An 18,565-nucleotide genomic window follows, 5' to 3' on the forward strand; every position below is an offset into this window, starting at 1 on the left:
AATCTCGGTCGCCACAGTTCGCTTTTAGCGCTCGTCTGCTGCGTAATGTTTCGACCACGGTGCACAAAGACACCGGCCCGACAATAATCCGCTGCCGCACGAGATCATCCTGATGAAAAGACTGTTTACCCGCTGTCTCTCAATCTTCTGCGGTACCGCGCTGTTGAGTGCCGGCGCCATGGCGGCGGACGACGCCTCCTGCAAAACCGTGCGCATGGGCGTGGTCAACTGGACGGACGTGATCGCCACCAGCGGCATGGCCGACGTGTTGCTCAATGGTCTTGGTTACGAAAGCAAGCAGACCAGCGCCGTGCAGCAAATCATTTTCGCCGGGATTCGCGACAAGCGCCTGGACATCTTCCTCGGTTACTGGAAACCGGCGATGGATAAAAACATCGCGCCGTTCCTGGCCGCCAATCAAGTCAAGGTCATGGACAAACCAAGCCTGGCCGATGCCCAGGCCACGCTCGCCGTTCCTGACTACGTTGCCGCAGCGGGCCTGAAAACCTTCGCCGACATTGCCAGGTTCAAGGATCAGCTTGGTGGCAAGATCTACGGCATCGAACCGGGCAGCGGCGCCAACACCACGATCAAGACCATGATCGAAACCAATCACTTTGGTCTCAAGGACTTCAAGCTGATCGAATCCGGTGAGGCCGGTATGCTCGCCGCCGTTCAGCGTGCGGTGAATCGCAAGGAGTTCGTGGTCTTCGTCGGCTGGACTCCGCACCCGATGAACATCAACATGAACATCACCTACCTGACCGGCAGCGAAGACGTCTACGGCCCGAACGAAGGCGCCGCGACCGTTTCGACCGTGACCGCTCCCGATTACGCCCAGCGTTGCCCGAACGTCAATCGCCTGCTGGAAAACCTGACCTTCACCGCCGCCCAGGAAAGCCAGTTGATGGTGCCGATCATGGAGCGCCAGACGCCCCAAGACGTCGCCAGAAAATGGCTGCGCGAGCACCCGGAAGATCTTGAGCGCTGGCTGGCCGGTGTCAACAGTTTCGATGGCAAGGACGGCGTAGCCACGGTTCAGGCCAGCCTGAAAAACTGATGACGACCTATCCTTTATCAGAACAGCTTTCGGCGTTCGTCGACAAAACCCTGAGTTTCAACAGCACCGAAAGCAGCCTGAGCGGATTGCGTCAGGCCTACAGCGAGATGTGTCGGGCATTCACGCCGCCGCGTCCGGCAGGGTTGTACGTGGTCGATTTCGAATTGGCGGGGGTTGCCGTTCGTTCGTATCAGCCGCCGGTTTCACCTTCTGCTGCTGGCATGCCGTGCATCGTCTACCTGCATGGCGGCGGCTGGGTGGTGGGGGACCTGGATTCCCACGACTTCATCTGTGCCGAACTGGCCTCGACGCTTAACGTGTTGGTGATCGCTGTCGATTACCGTCTGGCGCCGGAGCATCCGTTTCCCGCGGCCTTCGACGATTGCCTGAAAGTCTGGCGCGCACTGCGCACTGGGCCGTTTCAACTGGATCGCGCTCGCACGCTGGTGGCTGGCGACAGCGCCGGCGGCAATCTCGCGGCCGCCCTGTGCCTGGCATTGCGCGATGCGGGTGAACCCTTGCCGGCGGCGCAGGTGTTGATCTATCCGGGGCTGGGTGGCGATCAGCAATTGGCGTCTCGCAGTGAATGCGTCGATGCTCCGTTGCTGAGCAGCAGCGATGTCGATTGCTACCACGCGTTGTACCTGGGTGGCACAGCGAAGCCGGGTGCCTGTGCGATGCCGCTACTGGCCGGCAATTTCAGCGGCCTGCCGCCGGCATTGATTGCGGTGGCGCAGTTCGATCCGCTGCGCGATGACGGTGTGCTTTACGCCGAGCGACTGAACAGCGCCGGCGTGAGCGCGACGCTGTATTACGGCGAGGGCCTGGTTCATGGTTGTTTACGGGCGCGGGGGCAGGCTGTAGAGGTGGATGCGTTGTACGAAACGCTGCTCCGTTATCTCGCGGACAAACTCTGACCCTGCAAGGGCATGCTCATTGACGTAAATCGGGTTTATGATGCCCAACGGCAGAATAATAGAAGTCCCCCCAGGGATGACCTCGACCCCTTACGGAGCGCGCAATGCAGACTTTGTACCCACAGATCAAACCCCACGCCCGGCACGATCTGGCCGTCGACGCGACTCACACGCTGTATGTCGACGAGAGCGGTTCGCCGGAAGGTTTGCCGGTAGTGTTCATTCACGGCGGCCCCGGGGCCGGGTGTGATGCCCAGAGCCGCCGCTATTTCGATCCGAACCTGTATCGCATTGTCACTTTCGATCAACGCGGTTGCGGTCGCTCCACACCCCACGCGAGCCTGGAAAACAACACCACCTGGGATCTGGTCGCCGACCTCGAGCGCATCCGCAAACACCTGGGTATCGACAAATGGGTGCTGTTCGGTGGCTCCTGGGGCTCGACCCTGGCGCTGGCCTACGCGCAAACCCATCCAGAGCGGGTGCACGGTCTGATCCTGCGTGGGATCTTTCTCTGCCGTCCGCAGGAAATCGAGTGGTTCTATCAGGCCGGTGCCAGCCGTCTGTTCCCGGACTACTGGCAGGACTACCTGGCGCCGATTCCGCTGGACGAGCGCGACGACCTGCTCAGTGCTTTCCACAAGCGCCTGACCGGCAATGATCAGATTGCCCAGATGCATGCGGCCAAGGCCTGGTCACTCTGGGAAGGCCGGACCGCCACCCTGCGGCCGAACCCGCTGGTGGTCGACCGTTTCTCCGAGCCTCAGCGCGCGCTGTCCATTGCCCGGATCGAATGCCACTACTTCACCAACAACGCGTTCCTTGAACCGGATCAACTGATTCGCGACATGGGCAAGATTGCCCACTTGCCCGGCGTGATCGTCCATGGCCGTTATGACGTGATCTGTCCGTTGGACAACGCCTGGGAGCTGCACCAGGCCTGGCCGAACAGTGAGCTGCAAGTCATCCGCGACGCCGGGCACGCCGCTTCCGAACCGGGCATCACCGACGCTTTGGTGCGTGCCGCTGATCAGATGGCACGACGCCTGCTCGATCTGACCCCTGACGAAGCATGAAGGGCTTGCTGCAACGCGTGCGAGGCGCGCGAGTCGAGGTAGCGGGGGAAGTGGTCGGTGCAATCGATCAGGGTTTGCTGGTGCTGGTGGCCATCGAGCCCGACGACACGCAAGCCAGCGCCGACAAACTTCTCAATAAGCTGCTTAACTATCGGGTGTTCAGCGACGCCGAGGGCAAGATGAATCTGTCCCTGGCGGACGTGGGCGGCGGGTTGCTGCTGGTCTCGCAGTTCACCCTGGCCGCCGATACGAAGAGCGGGTTGCGCCCGAGTTTCTCGACCGCCGCCCCTCCGGCCCTGGGCGAGGAGCTTTTCGACTATCTATTGGGCAAAGCGAAACAGGTGCATGGCACTGTGGCATCAGGTAGATTCGGCGCGGATATGCAGGTGCATCTGGTCAATGATGGCCCGGTCACCTTCCTGTTACAGACCTGAAAGCGCTTGAAACATCTTTTTAAGCGCATTTCGGCTGAAAACAGGTGTTTTTCCCAATAAATACTTTGTTACCCCTGATGCGTTGTAACGCGGCCTGCTAGATAATCGCGCGCTACGGGGATCAGCGTTCGTTGGTCCATTTTGACTTAGGTAGAGACTTGTCTGGATCCGATTGGGGAATCATTTTGCCCCAGCGGAGTCGGAACAATGCTCGCCAACTTGGCAAGAGTGGTCTGCAGGACCGGTTTTCATGTACCGGATACCGTACAGACCCTTTAACTGGCCGTTGGTTTTTTGATCTGTTTTCGGCGAGGGTTGCTCGTGATTGTTAGTCCCTGTAACGCACCAAAATTGTCTGCCAAACGGTTACGTAGCGCTCTGGTAGCGGGCTCGGCACTGCTCTGCCTGTTCAGCGCCGGTCAGCTTTGGGCATTCAATCTGGATGATGTATCGGTCAAGGCAAAAGAGCTGGCCGGACAGAAGTACGAAGCGCCGCGCAGTAACCTGCCAAACGAATTCCGCGAAATGAAATTCGCGGACTATCAGAAAATTCGGTTCCTGACTGAAAAGGCCGAGTGGGCGGACCAGAAAACCCCGTTCAAGCTGTCGTTCTATCACCAGGGCATGCATTTCGACACGCCGGTGAAAATCAACGAAATCACAGCGAACACCGTCGAAGAGATCAAATACGATCCAACCCGGTTCGATTTCGGCGACCTCAAGTTTGATCCCAAAGCCACTGAGCAACTCGGTTATGCCGGTTTCCGTGTGCTGTACCCGATCAACAAGGCCGACAAGCAAGACGAAATCATGACCATGCTCGGCGCGAGTTATTTCCGCGTTGTCGGCAAGGGTCACGTCTATGGCTTGTCCGCGCGCGGCATGGCGATCGATACCGCGTTGCCATCGGGCGAAGAGTTCCCGCGCTTTCGCGAGTTCTGGATTCAACAGCCCAAGCCGGGCGACAAGCATCTGGTGATCTTCGCGTTGCTCGATTCGCCTCGCGCTACCGGCGCCTATCGCCTGACCCTGCGTCCGGGCAGCGACACCATTGTCGACGTCAAGGCGCAGATGTTCCTGCGTGACAAAGTGACCAAGCTTGGCGTTGCGCCGCTGACCAGCATGTACCTGTTCGGCGCCAACCAGCCATCGAAAGTCCTGAATTATCGTCGTGAACTGCACGACTCCAGCGGTCTGTCGATCCATGCCGGTAACGGCGAGTGGATCTGGCGCCCTCTGAACAACCCTAAACACCTGGCCGTGAGCAACTTCTCCGTAGAGAACCCGCGCGGCTTCGGTCTGCTGCAACGTGGCCGCGACTTCAGCCACTACGAAGACCTCGACGACCGCTACGACAAGCGCCCAAGTGCCTGGATCGAACCGAAAGGCGACTGGGGCAAAGGCTCCGTCGATCTGGTAGAGATTCCGACCGCTGACGAAACCAACGACAATATCGTGGCGTTCTGGAGCCCGGAAAAGATGCCGGAACCCGGCCAGCCGCTTGATGTCGCTTATCGTATGCACTGGACCATGGATGAGGCTTCGATTCACGCGCCGGACAGCGCCTGGGTCAAGCAAACCTTGCGCTCCACCGGTGACGTGAAACAGTCCAACCTGATTCGTCAGCCGGACGGTAGCGTGGCGTACCTGGTGGATTTCGAAGGTCCATCGCTGGCGGCATTGCCGGCCGATGCCGACGTTCGCAGCCAGGTCAGCGTGGGTGACAACGCCGAGGTCGTGGAAAACAGCGTCCGTTACAACCCTGAAACCAAGGGCTGGCGCCTGACCTTGCGCATGAAGATCAAGGACCCGAGCAAGTCCACCGAAATGCGCGCTGCGCTGGTGCAGCCAATTGTGACGGCTGACCTGGCCAAGTCGGCGGTTCCAGCGTCGAACTCGTCCGTTGCCAAGGCCGACAAAGTCGCCGCCAAGCAACAAGAGAAGATGGACAAGGAAGCCAAGCAAGCCGAGGCCAAGCATGCCGAAGCCAAACCGGTTGCAGATGCCAAGGACAAGGCCAATACAGACGCCAAGCAGCCTGTCGCTGCTGACGCGGCCCCAGCCACACCGGAATCGGCACCGACTGAAGAAGTCCTGACCGAGACCTGGAGCTATCAGTTGCCTGCCGATGAGTAATTCTCTAGTACAGCCAGAAACTCTTTCGGAGTATCTGGCGCATCTGCCGATGACCGACCAGCAGCGCGCGGAGCTCGCGGGCTGCAAGTCCTTCAGCGAGTTGCACGAACGCCTGTCGTCCTCCACGTTCGACGCCCCCACCGAGGCCGCCCAGGCTTCGGTGGGCAAGCGCCTGACCCTGAGCACCGCCGAAGAGTTGCAGGACGCCGAAATGCTGGCGCTCGACGCCAGCGGTCGGGTTTGCCTCAAGGCCACTCCGCCGATTCGCCGGACCAAGGTCGTGCCCGAGCCTTGGCGTACCAACATCCTGGTACGAGGCTGGCGCCGGATGACCGGTCGTACCAACCCGCCGAAGCCGCCGAAGGACGAACGCGTCCTGCCCGCAGCACGCTGGCGTACCGTGGGTTCGATCCGTCGCTACATTCTTTTGGTGTTGATGCTCGGCCAGACCATCGTGGCCGGCTGGTACATGAAAGGCATCATGCCGTATCAGGGCTGGTCGTTCGTCGACCTCGAAGAAGTCCTGCATCAGCCGCTGCTGCAAACCGCTACCCAAGTGCTGCCGTATGCATTGCAGACCAGCATCCTGATTCTGTTCGGGATCCTGTTCTGTTGGGTTTCGGCAGGTTTCTGGACCGCGCTGATGGGCTTCCTCGAGTTGCTCACCGGCCACGACAAGTACCGCATTTCCGGTAAAAGCGCCGGCAACGAGGCGATTCCAAAGGACGCACGCACCGCTCTGGTGATGCCGATCTGCAACGAAGACGTGCCGCGGGTATTCGCCGGTCTGCGCGCAACGTTCGAATCGGTCGCGGCCACGGGTGATCTGGATCGCTTCGACTTCTTCGTGCTCAGCGACAGTAACGACGCCGACATCTGCGTGGCCGAGCAACAGGCTTGGCTGGACGTCTGCCGGGAAGCCAAGGGCTTCGGCAAGATCTTCTATCGCCGCCGCCGCCGTCGGGTAAAACGCAAGAGCGGTAACCTCGACGACTTCTGCCGTCGCTGGGGCGGTGACTACAAGTACATGGTCGTACTCGACGCCGACTCGGTGATGAGCGGTGAGTGCCTGACCAGTCTGGTGCGTCTGATGGAAGCCACGCCGGACGCCGGGATCATCCAGACCGCGCCGCGTGCGTCGGGCATGGACACGCTGTATGCACGCATGCAGCAGTTCGCGACCCGGGTGTACGGTCCGCTGTTCACCGCCGGTCTGCACTTCTGGCAACTGGGTGAATCGCACTATTGGGGCCACAACGCGATCATTCGCATGAAGCCGTTCATCGAGCACTGCGCCCTGGCGCCGCTGCCCGGTAAAGGCGCGTTCGCGGGTGCGATCCTGTCCCACGACTTCGTTGAAGCCGCGCTGATGCGCCGTGCCGGTTGGGGCGTGTGGATTGCCTACGACTTGCCGGGCAGCTATGAAGAGCTGCCGCCGAACCTGCTGGATGAACTCAAGCGTGACCGTCGCTGGTGCCACGGCAACCTGATGAACTTCCGGCTGTTCCTGGTCAAGGGCATGCACCCGGTGCACCGTGCCGTGTTCCTGACCGGTGTGATGTCTTACCTGTCGGCGCCGCTGTGGTTCTTCTTCCTGGTGTTGTCGACGGCGCTGCTGGCAGTCAACACGTTGATGGAGCCGCAGTACTTCCTTGAACCGCGCCAGCTTTATCCGCTGTGGCCACAATGGCACCCGGACAAGGCCATCGCGCTGTTCTCGACCACCATCGTGCTGCTGTTCCTGCCGAAGCTGTTGAGCATCATCCTGATCTGGGCCAAGGGCGCGAAAGAGTTCGGCGGCAAGTTCAAGGTGACATTGTCGATGCTGCTGGAGATGCTGTTCTCCGTGCTGTTGGCACCGGTGCGGATGATTTTCCACACCCGATTCGTGCTTGCCGCGTTCCTCGGCTGGGCTGCCACCTGGAATTCGCCACAACGTGACGACGACTCCACGCCCTGGAGCGAAGCAGTCAAGCGCCACGGCCCGCAAACCTTGCTGGGCTTCTTCTGGGCCTTGCTGGTGATCTGGCTGAACCCGAGCTTCCTGTGGTGGCTGGTGCCGATCGTCGGTTCGCTGATGCTGTCGATCCCGGTCTCGGTGATTTCCAGCCGTGTCGGCCTGGGCCTGAAATCCCGCGACGAGAGCCTGTTCCTGATCCCTGAGGAATACAATCCGCCGCAGGCATTGCTGGCTACTGACCAGTACACCCACGAAAACCGTTGGCATGCGCTGAACGACGGCTTCGTCCGTTCGGTGGTCGATCCGCAGCAGAACGCCTTGGCGTGCTCGCTGGCGACCTCGCGTCACCGTGAGGCCGAGCCGATTGAATGGCTACGGATCGAGCGCGTGCGGCACGCGATGAAAGTTGGGCCGCAAGGCCTGACCAACAACGAGCGTGTGCAGCTGTTGAGCGATCCGGTGGCTCTGGCCCGCTTGCATGAGCAGGTCTGGAACGAAGGCCATCCGGAGTGGCTGGGCGCGTGGCGCAAGTCGGTCAAGGCCGACCCTCATGCCCCGTTGTTGCCGCTCAAACCGTTGAGCGTACAGCCTCAGATGGCGTAATGAAAAAACCCGCGAAAGCGGGTTTTTTTATGGCCTGATCGTTCCCACGCTCCGCGTGGGAACGCCGCCCAGGACGCTCCGCGTCCTTTCTCGGGCGTGACGCAGAGCGACAGAGGATGCATTCCCACGCAGAGCGTGGGAACGATCAAGTAACGATCAAGTAGATCGGATCACCTCAAACCTTGAACCGTCCCACCAGCATTTGCAGATGCGTTCCCAACCGCGCCAGCTCAACACTGGAGGCCGCGGTCTCTTCACTGGCGGCCGAGGTCTGGTCCGAGACATCCCGCACGTTCAGCACGCTACGGTTGATCTCCTCAGCCACGGCGCTCTGTTGTTCAGCGGCGGCGGCAATCTGTTGGTTCATCGCCTGGATTGCCGAAACCGTGCGGGTGATGCTTTCCAGTGAGCCACCGGCGCGGCGCGTCAGTTCGACGCTGCTGTCGGTCAGGCTTCGGCTGTTGTCCATGATGGTCGCCACTTGCTGGGTGCCGTTTTGCAGGCCGACGATCAGCTCTTCGATTTCTTCGGTGGATTTCTGGGTGCGCTGGGCCAGGCTGCGCACTTCGTCGGCGACCACGGCAAAGCCGCGTCCGGCTTCACCGGCACGGGCGGCTTCGATGGCAGCGTTGAGCGCCAGCAGGTTGGTTTGTTGTGCCACGGACTTGATCACGTCGAGCACACTGCCGATCTTGTCGCTCTCGCGCTTGAGCTCGCCCATGGCTTCGGTGGAGTTTCCCACTTCCTTGGCCAGGCGCTCGATCTGGGCAATGGCTTCGCCCACCACTTTGTCACCTTCGCGGGCCTGCTGGTCGGCGGCGACCGCGGCCTCGGAGGCTTCCTCGGCGTTGCGTGCAACTTCCTGCACCGTGGCGGTCATTTCGTTCATGGCCGTGGCCACCTGGTCGGTCTCGACCTTCTGACTGTTGACCCCGGCGCTGGTTTGCTCGGTTACAGCCGACAACTCTTCGGCGGCGCTGGCAATCTGCGTGACGCCATCACTGATGCCGCCGATCAGCTCGCGCAGGCCCTGGGTCATGCTCTGGATCGCACGTTGCAGCTGCCCCAGTTCGTCCTGGCGTTTGGATTCGAGGTTGTGGGTCAGATCGCCGGAAGCAATGCGTTCGGCCACTTTGAGGGTCTGGTTGAGCGGAATCACGATCTGCCGGGTGATGGCCCAGGCAGCGAACAGACCGAAGACCAGTGCCAGGGCGGTGGCCACCAACAGCATGTTTTTGGCATGCGCTACATCGGTATCGCGTACCAAGGTTTGCGAAACCGTCAGTTTGTTGCTCACCTGGAGCAGGATTTCGCCTTGGGCCGCCATGCGTTTCAGGGCGTCGACGCTGGCGACCTGGGAGTCACGGTATTGACTCACCGCGGCGCGGTAAGCCTTGAGCGAGTCGGTGGCTAGTTGCAGGTTGGCGAGGTGTTCTTCAGGCAGTTTGGCGGGCAGGCTTTCGAGGTATTTCAGGGCATTGTCGATCGCATCGAGGGCCGGCTGCTCGGCTTCGCTCTTGCCGCTGTAGGTGTAGCCGCGAACCTGGAAGCGCGCCTGCTGGATCAGTTTGCTCAGCTCGATCACGCTGTTGAATGCCGCCACGCTGTCACCTTGCAGCATGGATTTTTCAACCTCAGCGACTTTGGCAACGGCGTTGTCGGCGGTAGCGCCGAGTTTGCTGCGGGCATCTTCACGGTTGGCGCCGGCCTGGGTCAGGGCGGTGAAGCCTTGTTTGTACAGGCTGACAGCGGCCAGTTGCTGGTCGATCATGGCGATGTCGGCGGGTTGTTCGATCATCTGGCGAGCCGCTTGCAGGCCGGTTTCGAGCTTGCCCAGCAGGTCATTGACCGCACCAGGACCTTGTTCGCCGCGGCGCATTTCGTAGTCGAGGCGGGCGATGCGCAGGTCCTTGGTCAGGCCGTTGATCTCGGAAATGAAACCGAGCTTGTCGCCGCGACTCGTCACTTCACCGAGACCGGTCCAGCCGGTAAACGTGATCAGCAATGTCAGCAGCAGCACCAGACCGAAGCCGACGCCCAACTTGCGGTTTACACCTACATTTCCCAGCTTATCGGCCAGCCATTGGTACATGCTGTAACTCCCTCGGACCACACATTGGTTTTATGGGAGGTATATCGGCAGTGGCGTGGGGTTCTGTAGGCGCTGCCCGATAAGCGGACGGCGGAGTGTCAGCCACTTCAATGTTGGCTGGTACACCGCCATCGCTAGCAGGCTCGCGCCTACAGATTTCTCAGAGTCGGTTAGAAGAGTCGTGCGAGCAAGGCCGTCACGGCGGTTTCGACGCGCAGGATGCGCTCGCCCAGTTGCACCGGTTGCAGGCCGGATTTGCCCAGCAGGTCGATTTCGTAGGGAATCCAGCCACCTTCAGGGCCGATGGCCAGGGTTACCGGTTCGCTCAAGGCACGCGGGCAGGGCGGGTAGTTGCCCGGATGCCCCACTAGGCCGAGGGTGCCTTCGGTGATGGCAGGCAGGCGATCCTCGACGAAGGGTTTGAAGCGTTTTTCGATGACAACTTCCGGCAGCACAGTGTCCCGCGCTTGTTCCAGGCCGAGGATCAGTTGCTCGCGAATGGCTTCAGGCTCCAGGAATGGCGTCTGCCAGAAGCTCTTCTCGACGCGGTAGCTGTTCACCAGCACGATGCGTGGCACACCCATGGCTGCAACAGTCTGAAACACTCTGCGCAGCATTTTGGGGCGTGGCAGGGCCAGCACCAGGGTCAACGGCAGCTTGGTCGGCGGTGGTTGATCGAGGGTAACGCGCAATTCGGCTTCGGCAGTATCCAGGCGCAGCACTTCGGCCGAGCCCATCAGCCCGCCGATGCGCCCGACACGCAGGCTGTCGCCGACTTCGCAGCGATGGACTTCCTGCATGTGGGTCAACCGGCGATCACGCAGGATCACCCGGTCGGCCGCAATGAAATCGGCCTCTTCCAGTAACAGCAGGTTCACGCTTGGGTCGCTGGCGGCTGGTCGTTGTGATCGTCAGCCGGTTGATCGTCCGGATGCTCGCCACGCTTGCTGATCAGGCTGCTGAACAGGATGCCGACTTCGAACAGCATCCACATCGGTACGGCCAGCAGGGTCTGCGAGAAGATATCCGGCGGGGTCAGGATCATGCCGACCACGAAGCAGCCGATGATCACGTACGGACGGATTTTCTTCAGGTATTTGACGTCGACCACGCCAATCCACACCAGCAACACCACAGCCACCGGAATTTCGAACGCCACGCCGAAGGCGAAGAACAGCGTCATGACGAAATCGAGGTAGCTGGTGATGTCGGTCATCATTTCCACACCGGCCGGCGTGGCGGCGGCGAAGAACTTGAAGATCAGCGGGAACACCAGGAAGTAGGCGAACGCCATGCCGGCATAGAACAGAAAGATGCTGGAGACCAGCAAGGGCACGGCGATGCGTTTTTCATGCTTGTACAGGCCGGGTGCGATGAAGCCCCAGATCTGATGCAGGATCACAGGGATCGCCAGGAACAGCGAGACCATCATCGTCAGCTTCAACGGCGTCAGGAATGGCGACGACACATCGGTGGCGATCATCGTCGCGCCGGCCGGCAGATAAGCACGCAGCGGCGTCGAAACGAAGGTGTAGATCTGCTGGGTGAAGGCGAACAGCCCGGCAAAAATGATGAAGATCGCCGCTACACAGCGCAGCAGACGGGTACGCAACTCGGTGAGGTGCGAAACCAGCGGCATGTGCTGGTCGTTTTCTGGGAGATCGCTCATGGGGCTCGCGGCGGCAGTGTTGGGTCATGAGGGGCCGGCGCAACGGGCGCAGCCGCAGGTGTAACGGGTTCAACCGGAGTGGCTGCTACAGGGGGAGCGGACTCGACAGCTGCAACTGCCGGTGCTGTCGCAGGGGCAGGTGCTTGAATCGTCTGCCCTCCCACGTGCTCGACCGGCGCAGGCTCCTGCTGGGTCGGCGTGAAGATTTTCCGCGCCTCCTGTTCAAGCGACAGGATGTGCTCGTTGTGCAGTTGCCGACGAATCTCGTCGGCACCGATTTCACGTTCAACTTCCTGTTTGATCGCGTTGAAGCTGCGCTTCAGTCGCCCGACCCACAGGCCGGCGGTGCGCGCTGCGCCCGGCAAGCGCTCGGGACCCAGCACCAGCAGGGCAACGAGGCCGACGAGCAGCAGTTCAGAGAAGCTGATACCAAACATTAGTCAGTGCTCACACGTCTTTGCGAATCGGCTCTTCGACTTTCTGCGCCTGCACGTCAATGGTGTGCGGCTGATTGACAGAGGCCTGAGGCTGAACCGGCGGAACCGGTTGGGCTGGAGTGGCCGTCGGGTCGGCCGGTTTTTCGTCATCGTTCATGGCTTTACGAAAGCCCTTGATCGATTCGCCGACATCGGTGCCGAGGTTTTTCAGTTTCTTGGTGCCAAACACCAGTACGACAACAACCAGGATGACGACCCAGTGTTTCCAGTCAAAAATGCCCATGTTGCTGCTCCTCTCTAATAGTTGTTCAGGCGGACGGACGCGAGGCTTTCTCGGCGTGTCCGGACAGACCGAAACGACGGTCCAGTTCATCGAGTACAGCCTGTGGATGCTGCCCCAGTTGGGCGAGCATGACCATGCTGTGGAACCACAGATCGGCGGTTTCGTAGATCACATCGCTGCAGTCACCACTGACGGCGGCGTCCTTGGCGGCAATGATGGTTTCGACCGACTCTTCGCCGACTTTTTCCAGAATCTTGTTCAAGCCCTTGTGGTACAGGCTGGCGACATAGGAACTGTCGGCGGCGGCGCCTTTGCGCTCCTCCAGCACTTGAGCCAGGCGGGTCAGAGTGTCACTCATGTTTGTGTCCTGCAAAAGCGGAATAGATGGCGTGCGGATCTTTCAGAACCGGGTCGACCGTTGTCCAGTCGCCGTTTTTGTAGACGCGGTAGAAGCAGCTCTGGCGGCCGGTATGGCAAGCGATGTCACCGATTTGCTCGACCATCAGGATGATCACGTCGGCGTCGCAGTCCAGGCGCATCTCATGCAGGGTTTGCACATGGCCGGACTCTTCGCCCTTGCGCCACAGCTTGCCACGGGAACGTGACCAGTAAATCGCGCGGTTTTCGGCAGCGGTCAGTTCCAGCGCTTCGCGGTTCATCCAGGCCATCATCAGGACGCGCCCGGTCTTGTGATCCTGGGCAATCGCGGGCACCAGGCCGTCAGCGTCCCACTTGATCTCGTCCAGCCAGTTTTTCATCTTCGACTCCGACAGCGGGTTCAACACTTCATTAGTCGAACCCAAGCGTTGAAACAGTGTGCCAGTCGTTCACGCAACTGGCTATCGGCGAACGACCAGATACAAGCCGACCGCCATCATGATCCCGGCGGGCCAATAGGCCAGTTCATTCAGCGGGCCACCAGCGGCGAGGATCGCGCCACCCGCCAGATGCGCCGTGCCGAGCAGGCGCAAGAACCAGTCATCGCGACGACGGTGCCACGGTGGCGGCGGGTCGTAGGCGTGGGGTTGGGACATGCGTTCGAGCAGATCGCGGGCCATGTTGGCCAGGTGCGGGAGCTGTTCGAACTGGCTCTGCACATTGCCAATCAAGGCTTTGGGGCTGACCCTTTCGCGCATCCAGCGTTCGAGAAATGGCTGCGCGGTGTTCCACAAATCGAGATCCGGGTACAACTGACGTCCCAGGCCTTCGATATTGAGCAGGGTTTTCTGCAGCAGAACGAGTTGCGGCTGCACTTCCATGTTGAAGCGGCGCGCGGTCTGGAACAGGCGCATCAGCACCTGGCCAAATGAAATATCTTTTAACGGTTTTTCGAAAATCGGCTCGCAAACGGTGCGGATCGCCGCTTCGAATTCGTTGAGCTTGGTTTCCGCCGGCACCCAGCCCGAATCGATGTGCAACTGCGCCACGCGCCGGTAATCACGCTTGAAGAAGGCGAACAGGTTGCGTGCCAGGTAATCCTGGTCTTCCGGGGTCAGGCTGCCGACGATGCCGCAGTCGATCGCGATGTATTGCGGGCTCCACGGGCTCACGGTGCTGACGAAAATATTGCCGGGGTGCATATCGGCGTGGAAGAAACTGTCGCGGAACACTTGGGTGAAAAAGATCTCCACACCGCGTTCGGCGAGCATTTTCATGTCGGTGCGCTGGTCGGCCAGGGTCGCCAGATCGGTCACCTGAATGCCGTAGATACGCTCCATCACCAGCACTTTCGGACGGCACCAGTCCCAGTAGACTTGCGGCACATACAGCAGCGGCGAACCTTCGAAATTGCGCTTCAGCTGGCTGGCGTTGGCCGCCTCGCGCAGGAGGTCGAGTTCGTCATAGATGGTTTTTTCGTAGTCGCTGACCACGTCCACCGGGTGCAACAGGCGTGCATCGGCCGAGAGTTTTTCGGCGGCGCGGGCGAGGATGAACAGCCACGCCAGGTCCTGGGCGATCACCGGCTTGAGGCCCGGGCGGATCACCTTGACCACCACTTCTTCGCCGGTTTTCAGCTGCGCGGCATGCACCTGCGCCACCGAGGCCGAGGCCAGTGGTTCGACGTCGAAACGGCTGAACACCTCGCTGATTTTCTTGCCGAGCTGTTCTTCGATCAGCTTGACCGAGACCTGCGAGTCGAATGGCGGCACGCGGTCCTGCAACTTCATCAGTTCATCAGCGATGTCTTCTGGCAGCAAGTCGCGGCGGGTAGACAGGATCTGACCGAACTTGATGAAGATCGGCCCCAGGTCCTGCAGTGCCAGACGCAGTCGCGCGCCGCGACTCAGGTCCAGGGTCCTGCGCGGGAACCAGCGCCACGGCAAGGCATAACGCAATACCCGCAGGAACCAGGGCAGCGGCAGGGCGAACAGCAGGTCATCGAGGCGGTAGCGAATCACGACGCGCTGGATGCGCAACAAACGGCGGACGGCAAGCAGCTTCATGCGTTATCGCTTGGGTCGAGGGATCGGGAAAGGCGCTCGAAACGCGCCTCGAGACGTTCCAGATCGAGCTTGATCTGGTCCAGTTCACTGAATCGCGCTTCGGCTTCGCGCTGGCCAACGAGGGTGCGCGACTCTTCGGCCAGGTATTCGCCCAGGTTCTGGCCCAGGCTGGTAAATCCTTGCTGATACCAGCGCGCGCGACTGCGCAAATGACCACCGACCAGCTGCGTGGCGACCGGGCCTAGCCAGCGTGAGAGTTCATACTCCCAGTCCAGCTCCAGGTCCTGAAGGATCGCCGCCAGTTCCAGCAGCGCACCGCTGTCACCGTCGAGTTCGACTTCAGGGCCATGCAGAACGGAGGTCTTGTCCTTGCTCATCGCCAGTTTCAACAGGCTGGAAGCCGGTGCGCGCAAGGTGCAGTCGGCGCCGGTTTCCCACTGGGAGGCCAGCATCAGGCCTTCGTCGCTGGGCAGGATGAACAATTGCAGTGCCGGGCTGCGGCAATCGACGGCAATCACTTTGCCGCTCAAATGCGCGAGCCGCGGCAGCGCCGTGCTGTCGAGACGAAGCACCCGGTTCAGACCGAGTTCAACGCTGGCGAGCAGGCCGGCGAGCAGCATCAGGGCTTGATGCCGCGATGCAGGGCAACGATGCCTGCGGTCATGTTGTGATAGGTCACACGGTCGAAACCGGCCTCGACCATCATCGACTTCAGGGTTTCCTGGTTCGGGTGCATGCGGATCGATTCGGCCAGGTAGCGATAGCTTTCCGAGTCATTGGTGATCAGCTTGCCCATCAGTGGCATGAAGGCGAACGAGTAGGCGTCGTAGGCCTTGGACATCAGCGCGTTGGTCGGCTTCGAGAACTCGAGGACCAGCAGACGGCCGCCCGGCTTGAGTACACGCAGCATGGAGCGCAGGGCGTCTTCCTTGTGCGTCACGTTGCGCAGGCCGAAGGCGATGGTCACGCAGTCGAAATGATTGTCCGGGAACGGCAGTTTTTCCGCATCGGCCTGGACGAATTCGACGTTGCCCGCCACACCCAGGTCCAGCAAGCGGTCACGACCGACCTTGAGCATGGACTCGTTGATGTCGGCCAGCACCACCTGGCCGGTCGGGCCGACGAGGTGCGAGAATTTCCGGGTAAGGTCACCGGTGCCGCCGGCGATATCGAGCACGCGGTTACCGGTGCGAACGCCCGACAGTTCGATCGCGAAACGCTTCCACAGACGGTGCATGCCGCCCGACAGGAGGTCGTTCATCAGGTCGTATTTGGCGGCTACCGAGTGAAAAACCTCAGCGACTTTTTCCGCTTTCTGGCTTTCCGGAACGTTTTTGAAGCCGAAGTGAGTGGTGGGTTCGGCATCGCTGCCTTTGCGCTGATCAGTCATATCGCTGTCACCAAAAGAGAATGCGCGACATTCTAATCCCCAAGGGATGCTTTGTCTTGGCAAGGCTGAAGGTAAGATGGGCAACCATCGGGACGTTTTGACGCAGCAGAGGTCAAGATGCTCCGGGAAAGCATTCATAAGCAGGAGTCATTCGATGGCCCGTATTAGTGTTGAACGTGCCCATGGCCTGGGCAAAGAAGCGGCGCGCGAGAAGGCCGACAAGCTGGCGCAGAAACTCTCCGAGCAATATGGCCTGGAGCCGCAGTGGTCCGGAGATACCCTCAACCTCAAGCGTTCGGGTGTGAAGGGCGCGGTGCATGTCACCGAGGATTCGATCAAGGTCGATGTAGAGCTCGGCCTGATGATGTCGGCCATGAGCGGCATGATCAAAGCGGAAATCGAGAAGGCGCTGGATAAAGCGCTGGTCTGATTTTTGTCTGAAATTCGATTCCCTGTAGGAGTGAGCCTGCTCGCGATAGCGGTCTGTCAGTCACTGGCAATTTGACTGAAAGTCCGCTTTCGCGAGCAGGCTCACTCCTACACTTTTTTGCGCTGCACCCGAGCTTTTATGTCAGTTGTTAGGGTGCCGTTTCTAATTTTTCTCCCTACTTTGTGCCAGAGCCCGACAATTTCGCGGGCAGTTCCTCAAACCTTCTGCGCGTGAGGTGGACCATGGCCAAAGCAATTTTGAAGAAAAAAATCGACGCATCGACCAGTACTCTGGGCGACGTCAAATCCTATGCCCGCAAGGTCTGGCTGGCAGGCCTGGGTGCCTACGCCAAGGTTGGGCAAGAGGGCAGCGAATACTTTCAAGAGTTGGTAAAAGCTGGCCAATCTGTTGAAAAGAAAGGCAAAAAAGTAGTTGCCGAGAAACTTGAAGCAGCGAATGCCGAGATCGACGAAGCCAAGAGTGAAGTGAGCACTTTCAAGGGCAAGGTCGAAGTTCAACTCGACAGGGTCGAGAAGGCGTTCGACACGCGTGTCGCAAGTGCCTTGAATCGTATCGGCATTCCGTCTAAACATGACGTTGAGACACTCTCTGCTAAGCTCGATGAGCTGACGGCATTGCTCGAACGTGTCGCGCGTAAATCTTAAGGAGAACGGGATGGCTGTTAAAAAGAACACCGAAAAAGAAGGCAGCTCGTGGATCGGGAAAGTCGAAGACTACTCCCGTAAAATCTGGCTGGCTGGTTTGGGCGTGTACTCGAAGATCGACACTGACGGCAGCAAACTCTTCGATGCATTGGTTAAGGACGGTGAGAAAGCCGAGAAGCTCACCAAGAGCGCCGTGGGCAAAAAAGTCGACGCCGCCAAGGACTCCGCTTCTTCGGCCAAATCGCGCATCAGCGGCGTGAAAGACCGCGCACTGGGCAAGTGGGATGAGCTCGAAGGCGCTTTCGACAAGCGTCTGAACAGCGCCATTTCGCGTCTGGGCGTACCGAGCCGCAATGAAGTAAAAGCATTGCACAGCAAGGTCGATACCCTGACCAAGCAAATCGAAAAACTGACCGGTGCCAAGGTCGCGCCTGTTGCGGCGAAGACTGCAGCGGCAAAACCTGCTGCCAAACCGGCCGCAAAGACCGCGGCTAAACCACTGGCAAAAGCCGCAGCCAAACCTGCCGCCAAGCCAGCGGCAAAAACTGCCGCAGCGAAACCTGCAGCAGCCAAGGCAGCGGCCAAACCGGTCGCCGCTAAAGCGGCTGCCAAGCCAGCAGCCAAACCGGCAGCAAAGCCAGCCGCTAAAACCGCCGCCGCTAAACCTGCAGCCAAACCAGCGGCAAAACCTGCTGCTGCGAAGAAGCCAGCGGTGAAGAAGCCGGCAGCTCCTAAAGCCGCTGCCAAGCCAGCTGTGGCAGCGGCCAAGCCGGCAACCCCGACCGCAGCTCCAGTCAGCGCATCGAACTCCGCGACCGCGCCAACGCCTGCTGTCACCCCGACTGTCGCGCCGGCTCCATCGACGCCAACCAGTCAGTCCTGATGATCGTTCCCACGCTCTGCGTGGGAATGCCTCAACGGACGCTCCGCGTCCACTGCGGCAGTGACGCAGAGCGTCACCGGCTGCAT

Annotated in this window: 19 protein-coding genes; 9 read left to right on the forward strand and 10 right to left on the reverse strand. The window is 60.2% G+C overall.

Annotation, left to right across the window (positions count from 1 at the left end):
* Positions 1–112: 112 nt before the first annotated feature.
* From D8U18_RS19865 to mdoH, 6 genes are all read left to right on the forward strand, one after another.
* Positions 113–1,060: a choline ABC transporter substrate-binding protein gene (locus D8U18_RS19865; RefSeq protein WP_130903889.1), complete on the forward strand. Its 948-nt coding sequence runs from the start codon at positions 113–115 to the stop codon at positions 1,058–1,060.
* A complete protein-coding gene (locus tag D8U18_RS19870; protein WP_130903890.1) occupies positions 1,060–1,977 on the forward strand; it encodes an alpha/beta hydrolase in 918 nt (305 codons plus the stop codon). The genes D8U18_RS19865 and D8U18_RS19870 overlap by 1 nt, the downstream gene beginning before the upstream one ends.
* Positions 1,978–2,081: 104 nt before the next feature.
* Positions 2,082–3,053 carry a prolyl aminopeptidase gene (pip, locus tag D8U18_RS19875; protein WP_056852235.1) on the forward strand — a complete coding sequence of 324 codons (972 nt, stop codon included), beginning with the start codon at positions 2,082–2,084 and terminating at the stop codon, positions 3,051–3,053.
* Positions 3,050–3,487, forward strand: coding sequence for a D-aminoacyl-tRNA deacylase (gene dtd / locus D8U18_RS19880; RefSeq protein WP_131108219.1), 438 nt, complete (start codon positions 3,050–3,052; stop codon positions 3,485–3,487). Before pip ends, dtd begins: the two co-directional genes overlap by 4 nt.
* Before the next feature lie 321 nt (positions 3,488–3,808).
* Positions 3,809–5,623, forward strand: a complete 1,815-nt coding sequence (locus tag D8U18_RS19885) for a glucan biosynthesis protein G (RefSeq protein WP_130903891.1) — start codon at positions 3,809–3,811, stop codon at positions 5,621–5,623.
* Positions 5,616–8,186 (forward strand): glucans biosynthesis glucosyltransferase MdoH, encoded by a 2,571-nt coding sequence (mdoH, locus tag D8U18_RS19890; RefSeq protein ID WP_056852238.1) that lies wholly within the window; start codon positions 5,616–5,618, stop codon positions 8,184–8,186. Before D8U18_RS19885 ends, mdoH begins: the two co-directional genes overlap by 8 nt.
* 175 nt (positions 8,187–8,361) lie before the next feature.
* Here mdoH and D8U18_RS19895 read toward each other — a convergent pair whose 3' ends face one another.
* The 10 genes from D8U18_RS19895 to ubiE all read right to left on the reverse strand — a co-directional run bounded on the left by D8U18_RS19895 (position 8,362) and on the right by ubiE (position 16,501).
* Positions 8,362–10,278 carry a methyl-accepting chemotaxis protein gene (locus D8U18_RS19895; RefSeq protein WP_130930806.1) on the reverse strand — a complete coding sequence of 639 codons (1,917 nt, stop codon included), beginning with the start codon at positions 10,276–10,278 and terminating at the stop codon, positions 8,362–8,364.
* Between the two features lie 170 nt (positions 10,279–10,448).
* The gene (locus D8U18_RS19900) at positions 10,449–11,156 is read right to left on the reverse strand and encodes a 16S rRNA (uracil(1498)-N(3))-methyltransferase (protein WP_056852240.1); all 708 of its coding nucleotides are present in this window, start codon (positions 11,154–11,156) and stop codon (positions 10,449–10,451) included.
* A complete protein-coding gene (tatC, locus tag D8U18_RS19905) occupies positions 11,153–11,947 on the reverse strand; it encodes a twin-arginine translocase subunit TatC (RefSeq protein ID WP_056852241.1) in 795 nt (264 codons plus the stop codon). Before tatC ends, D8U18_RS19900 begins: the two co-directional genes overlap by 4 nt.
* Positions 11,944–12,384, reverse strand: a complete 441-nt coding sequence (gene tatB / locus D8U18_RS19910) for a Sec-independent protein translocase protein TatB (protein ID WP_082557515.1) — start codon at positions 12,382–12,384, stop codon at positions 11,944–11,946. The genes tatC and tatB overlap by 4 nt, the downstream gene beginning before the upstream one ends.
* Before the next feature lie 10 nt (positions 12,385–12,394).
* Positions 12,395–12,667: a twin-arginine translocase TatA/TatE family subunit gene (locus D8U18_RS19915; RefSeq protein WP_056852243.1), complete on the reverse strand. Its 273-nt coding sequence runs from the start codon at positions 12,665–12,667 to the stop codon at positions 12,395–12,397.
* 25 nt (positions 12,668–12,692) lie between these two features.
* Positions 12,693–13,025, reverse strand: coding sequence for a phosphoribosyl-ATP diphosphatase (locus D8U18_RS19920; RefSeq protein WP_046816939.1), 333 nt, complete (start codon positions 13,023–13,025; stop codon positions 12,693–12,695).
* On the reverse strand, positions 13,018–13,425 hold the full coding sequence (hisI, locus tag D8U18_RS19925) for a phosphoribosyl-AMP cyclohydrolase (RefSeq protein ID WP_056852244.1): 408 nt from the start codon (positions 13,423–13,425) through the stop codon (positions 13,018–13,020). Before hisI ends, D8U18_RS19920 begins: the two co-directional genes overlap by 8 nt.
* Positions 13,426–13,506: 81 nt before the next feature.
* Complete coding sequence (ubiB, locus tag D8U18_RS19930; protein ID WP_056852245.1) at positions 13,507–15,111, reverse strand: ubiquinone biosynthesis regulatory protein kinase UbiB; 1,605 nt, start codon at positions 15,109–15,111, stop codon at positions 13,507–13,509.
* A complete protein-coding gene (locus D8U18_RS19935) occupies positions 15,108–15,731 on the reverse strand; it encodes an SCP2 domain-containing protein (RefSeq protein WP_130906987.1) in 624 nt (207 codons plus the stop codon). The genes ubiB and D8U18_RS19935 overlap by 4 nt, the downstream gene beginning before the upstream one ends.
* Positions 15,731–16,501: a bifunctional demethylmenaquinone methyltransferase/2-methoxy-6-polyprenyl-1,4-benzoquinol methylase UbiE gene (gene ubiE, locus D8U18_RS19940; protein WP_007989286.1), complete on the reverse strand. Its 771-nt coding sequence runs from the start codon at positions 16,499–16,501 to the stop codon at positions 15,731–15,733. The genes D8U18_RS19935 and ubiE overlap by 1 nt, the downstream gene beginning before the upstream one ends.
* Positions 16,502–16,655: 154 nt before the next feature.
* Here ubiE and D8U18_RS19945 point away from each other — a divergent pair, with 154 nt between their 5' ends.
* From D8U18_RS19945 to D8U18_RS19955, 3 genes are all read left to right on the forward strand, one after another.
* Positions 16,656–16,931 (forward strand): polyhydroxyalkanoic acid system family protein, encoded by a 276-nt coding sequence (locus D8U18_RS19945; protein ID WP_056852247.1) that lies wholly within the window; start codon positions 16,656–16,658, stop codon positions 16,929–16,931.
* Positions 16,932–17,173: 242 nt separating this feature from the next.
* Positions 17,174–17,596, forward strand: coding sequence for a phasin family protein (locus D8U18_RS19950; protein WP_130903895.1), 423 nt, complete (start codon positions 17,174–17,176; stop codon positions 17,594–17,596).
* A gap of 10 nt (positions 17,597–17,606) precedes the next feature.
* Positions 17,607–18,479, forward strand: coding sequence for a phasin family protein (locus D8U18_RS19955; RefSeq protein WP_056852249.1), 873 nt, complete (start codon positions 17,607–17,609; stop codon positions 18,477–18,479).
* Positions 18,480–18,565: the final 86 nt, after the last annotated feature.

Source organism: Pseudomonas sp. Sample_10, from assembly GCF_004321495.1.
GTDB lineage: Bacteria > Pseudomonadota > Gammaproteobacteria > Pseudomonadales > Pseudomonadaceae > Aquipseudomonas.

Bases quoted from the DNA above. Each gene is read 5' to 3' on its own strand.
- D8U18_RS19865 (WP_130903889.1), top strand. From the start codon at position 113: ATGAAAAGACTGTTTACCCGCTGTCTCTCAATCTTCTGCGGTACCGCG.
- D8U18_RS19920 (WP_046816939.1), bottom strand. From the start codon at position 13,025: ATGAGTGACACTCTGACCCGCCTGGCTCAAGTGCTGGAGGAGCGCAAA.
- hisI (WP_056852244.1), bottom strand. From the start codon at position 13,425: ATGAAAAACTGGCTGGACGAGATCAAGTGGGACGCTGACGGCCTGGTG.
- D8U18_RS19935 (WP_130906987.1), bottom strand. From the start codon at position 15,731: ATGCTGCTCGCCGGCCTGCTCGCCAGCGTTGAACTCGGTCTGAACCGG.
- tatC (WP_056852241.1), bottom strand. From the start codon at position 11,947: ATGAGCGATCTCCCAGAAAACGACCAGCACATGCCGCTGGTTTCGCAC.
- D8U18_RS19870 (WP_130903890.1), top strand. From the start codon at position 1,060: ATGACGACCTATCCTTTATCAGAACAGCTTTCGGCGTTCGTCGACAAA.
- pip (WP_056852235.1), top strand. From the start codon at position 2,082: ATGCAGACTTTGTACCCACAGATCAAACCCCACGCCCGGCACGATCTG.
- tatB (WP_082557515.1), bottom strand. From the start codon at position 12,384: ATGTTTGGTATCAGCTTCTCTGAACTGCTGCTCGTCGGCCTCGTTGCC.
- mdoH (WP_056852238.1), top strand. From the start codon at position 5,616: ATGAGTAATTCTCTAGTACAGCCAGAAACTCTTTCGGAGTATCTGGCG.
- D8U18_RS19955 (WP_056852249.1), top strand. From the start codon at position 17,607: ATGGCTGTTAAAAAGAACACCGAAAAAGAAGGCAGCTCGTGGATCGGG.
- ubiE (WP_007989286.1), bottom strand. From the start codon at position 16,501: ATGACTGATCAGCGCAAAGGCAGCGATGCCGAACCCACCACTCACTTC.
- D8U18_RS19915 (WP_056852243.1), bottom strand. From the start codon at position 12,667: ATGGGCATTTTTGACTGGAAACACTGGGTCGTCATCCTGGTTGTTGTC.
- D8U18_RS19950 (WP_130903895.1), top strand. From the start codon at position 17,174: ATGGCCAAAGCAATTTTGAAGAAAAAAATCGACGCATCGACCAGTACT.
- dtd (WP_131108219.1), top strand. From the start codon at position 3,050: ATGAAGGGCTTGCTGCAACGCGTGCGAGGCGCGCGAGTCGAGGTAGCG.
- D8U18_RS19895 (WP_130930806.1), bottom strand. From the start codon at position 10,278: ATGTACCAATGGCTGGCCGATAAGCTGGGAAATGTAGGTGTAAACCGC.
- ubiB (WP_056852245.1), bottom strand. From the start codon at position 15,111: ATGAAGCTGCTTGCCGTCCGCCGTTTGTTGCGCATCCAGCGCGTCGTG.
- D8U18_RS19945 (WP_056852247.1), top strand. From the start codon at position 16,656: ATGGCCCGTATTAGTGTTGAACGTGCCCATGGCCTGGGCAAAGAAGCG.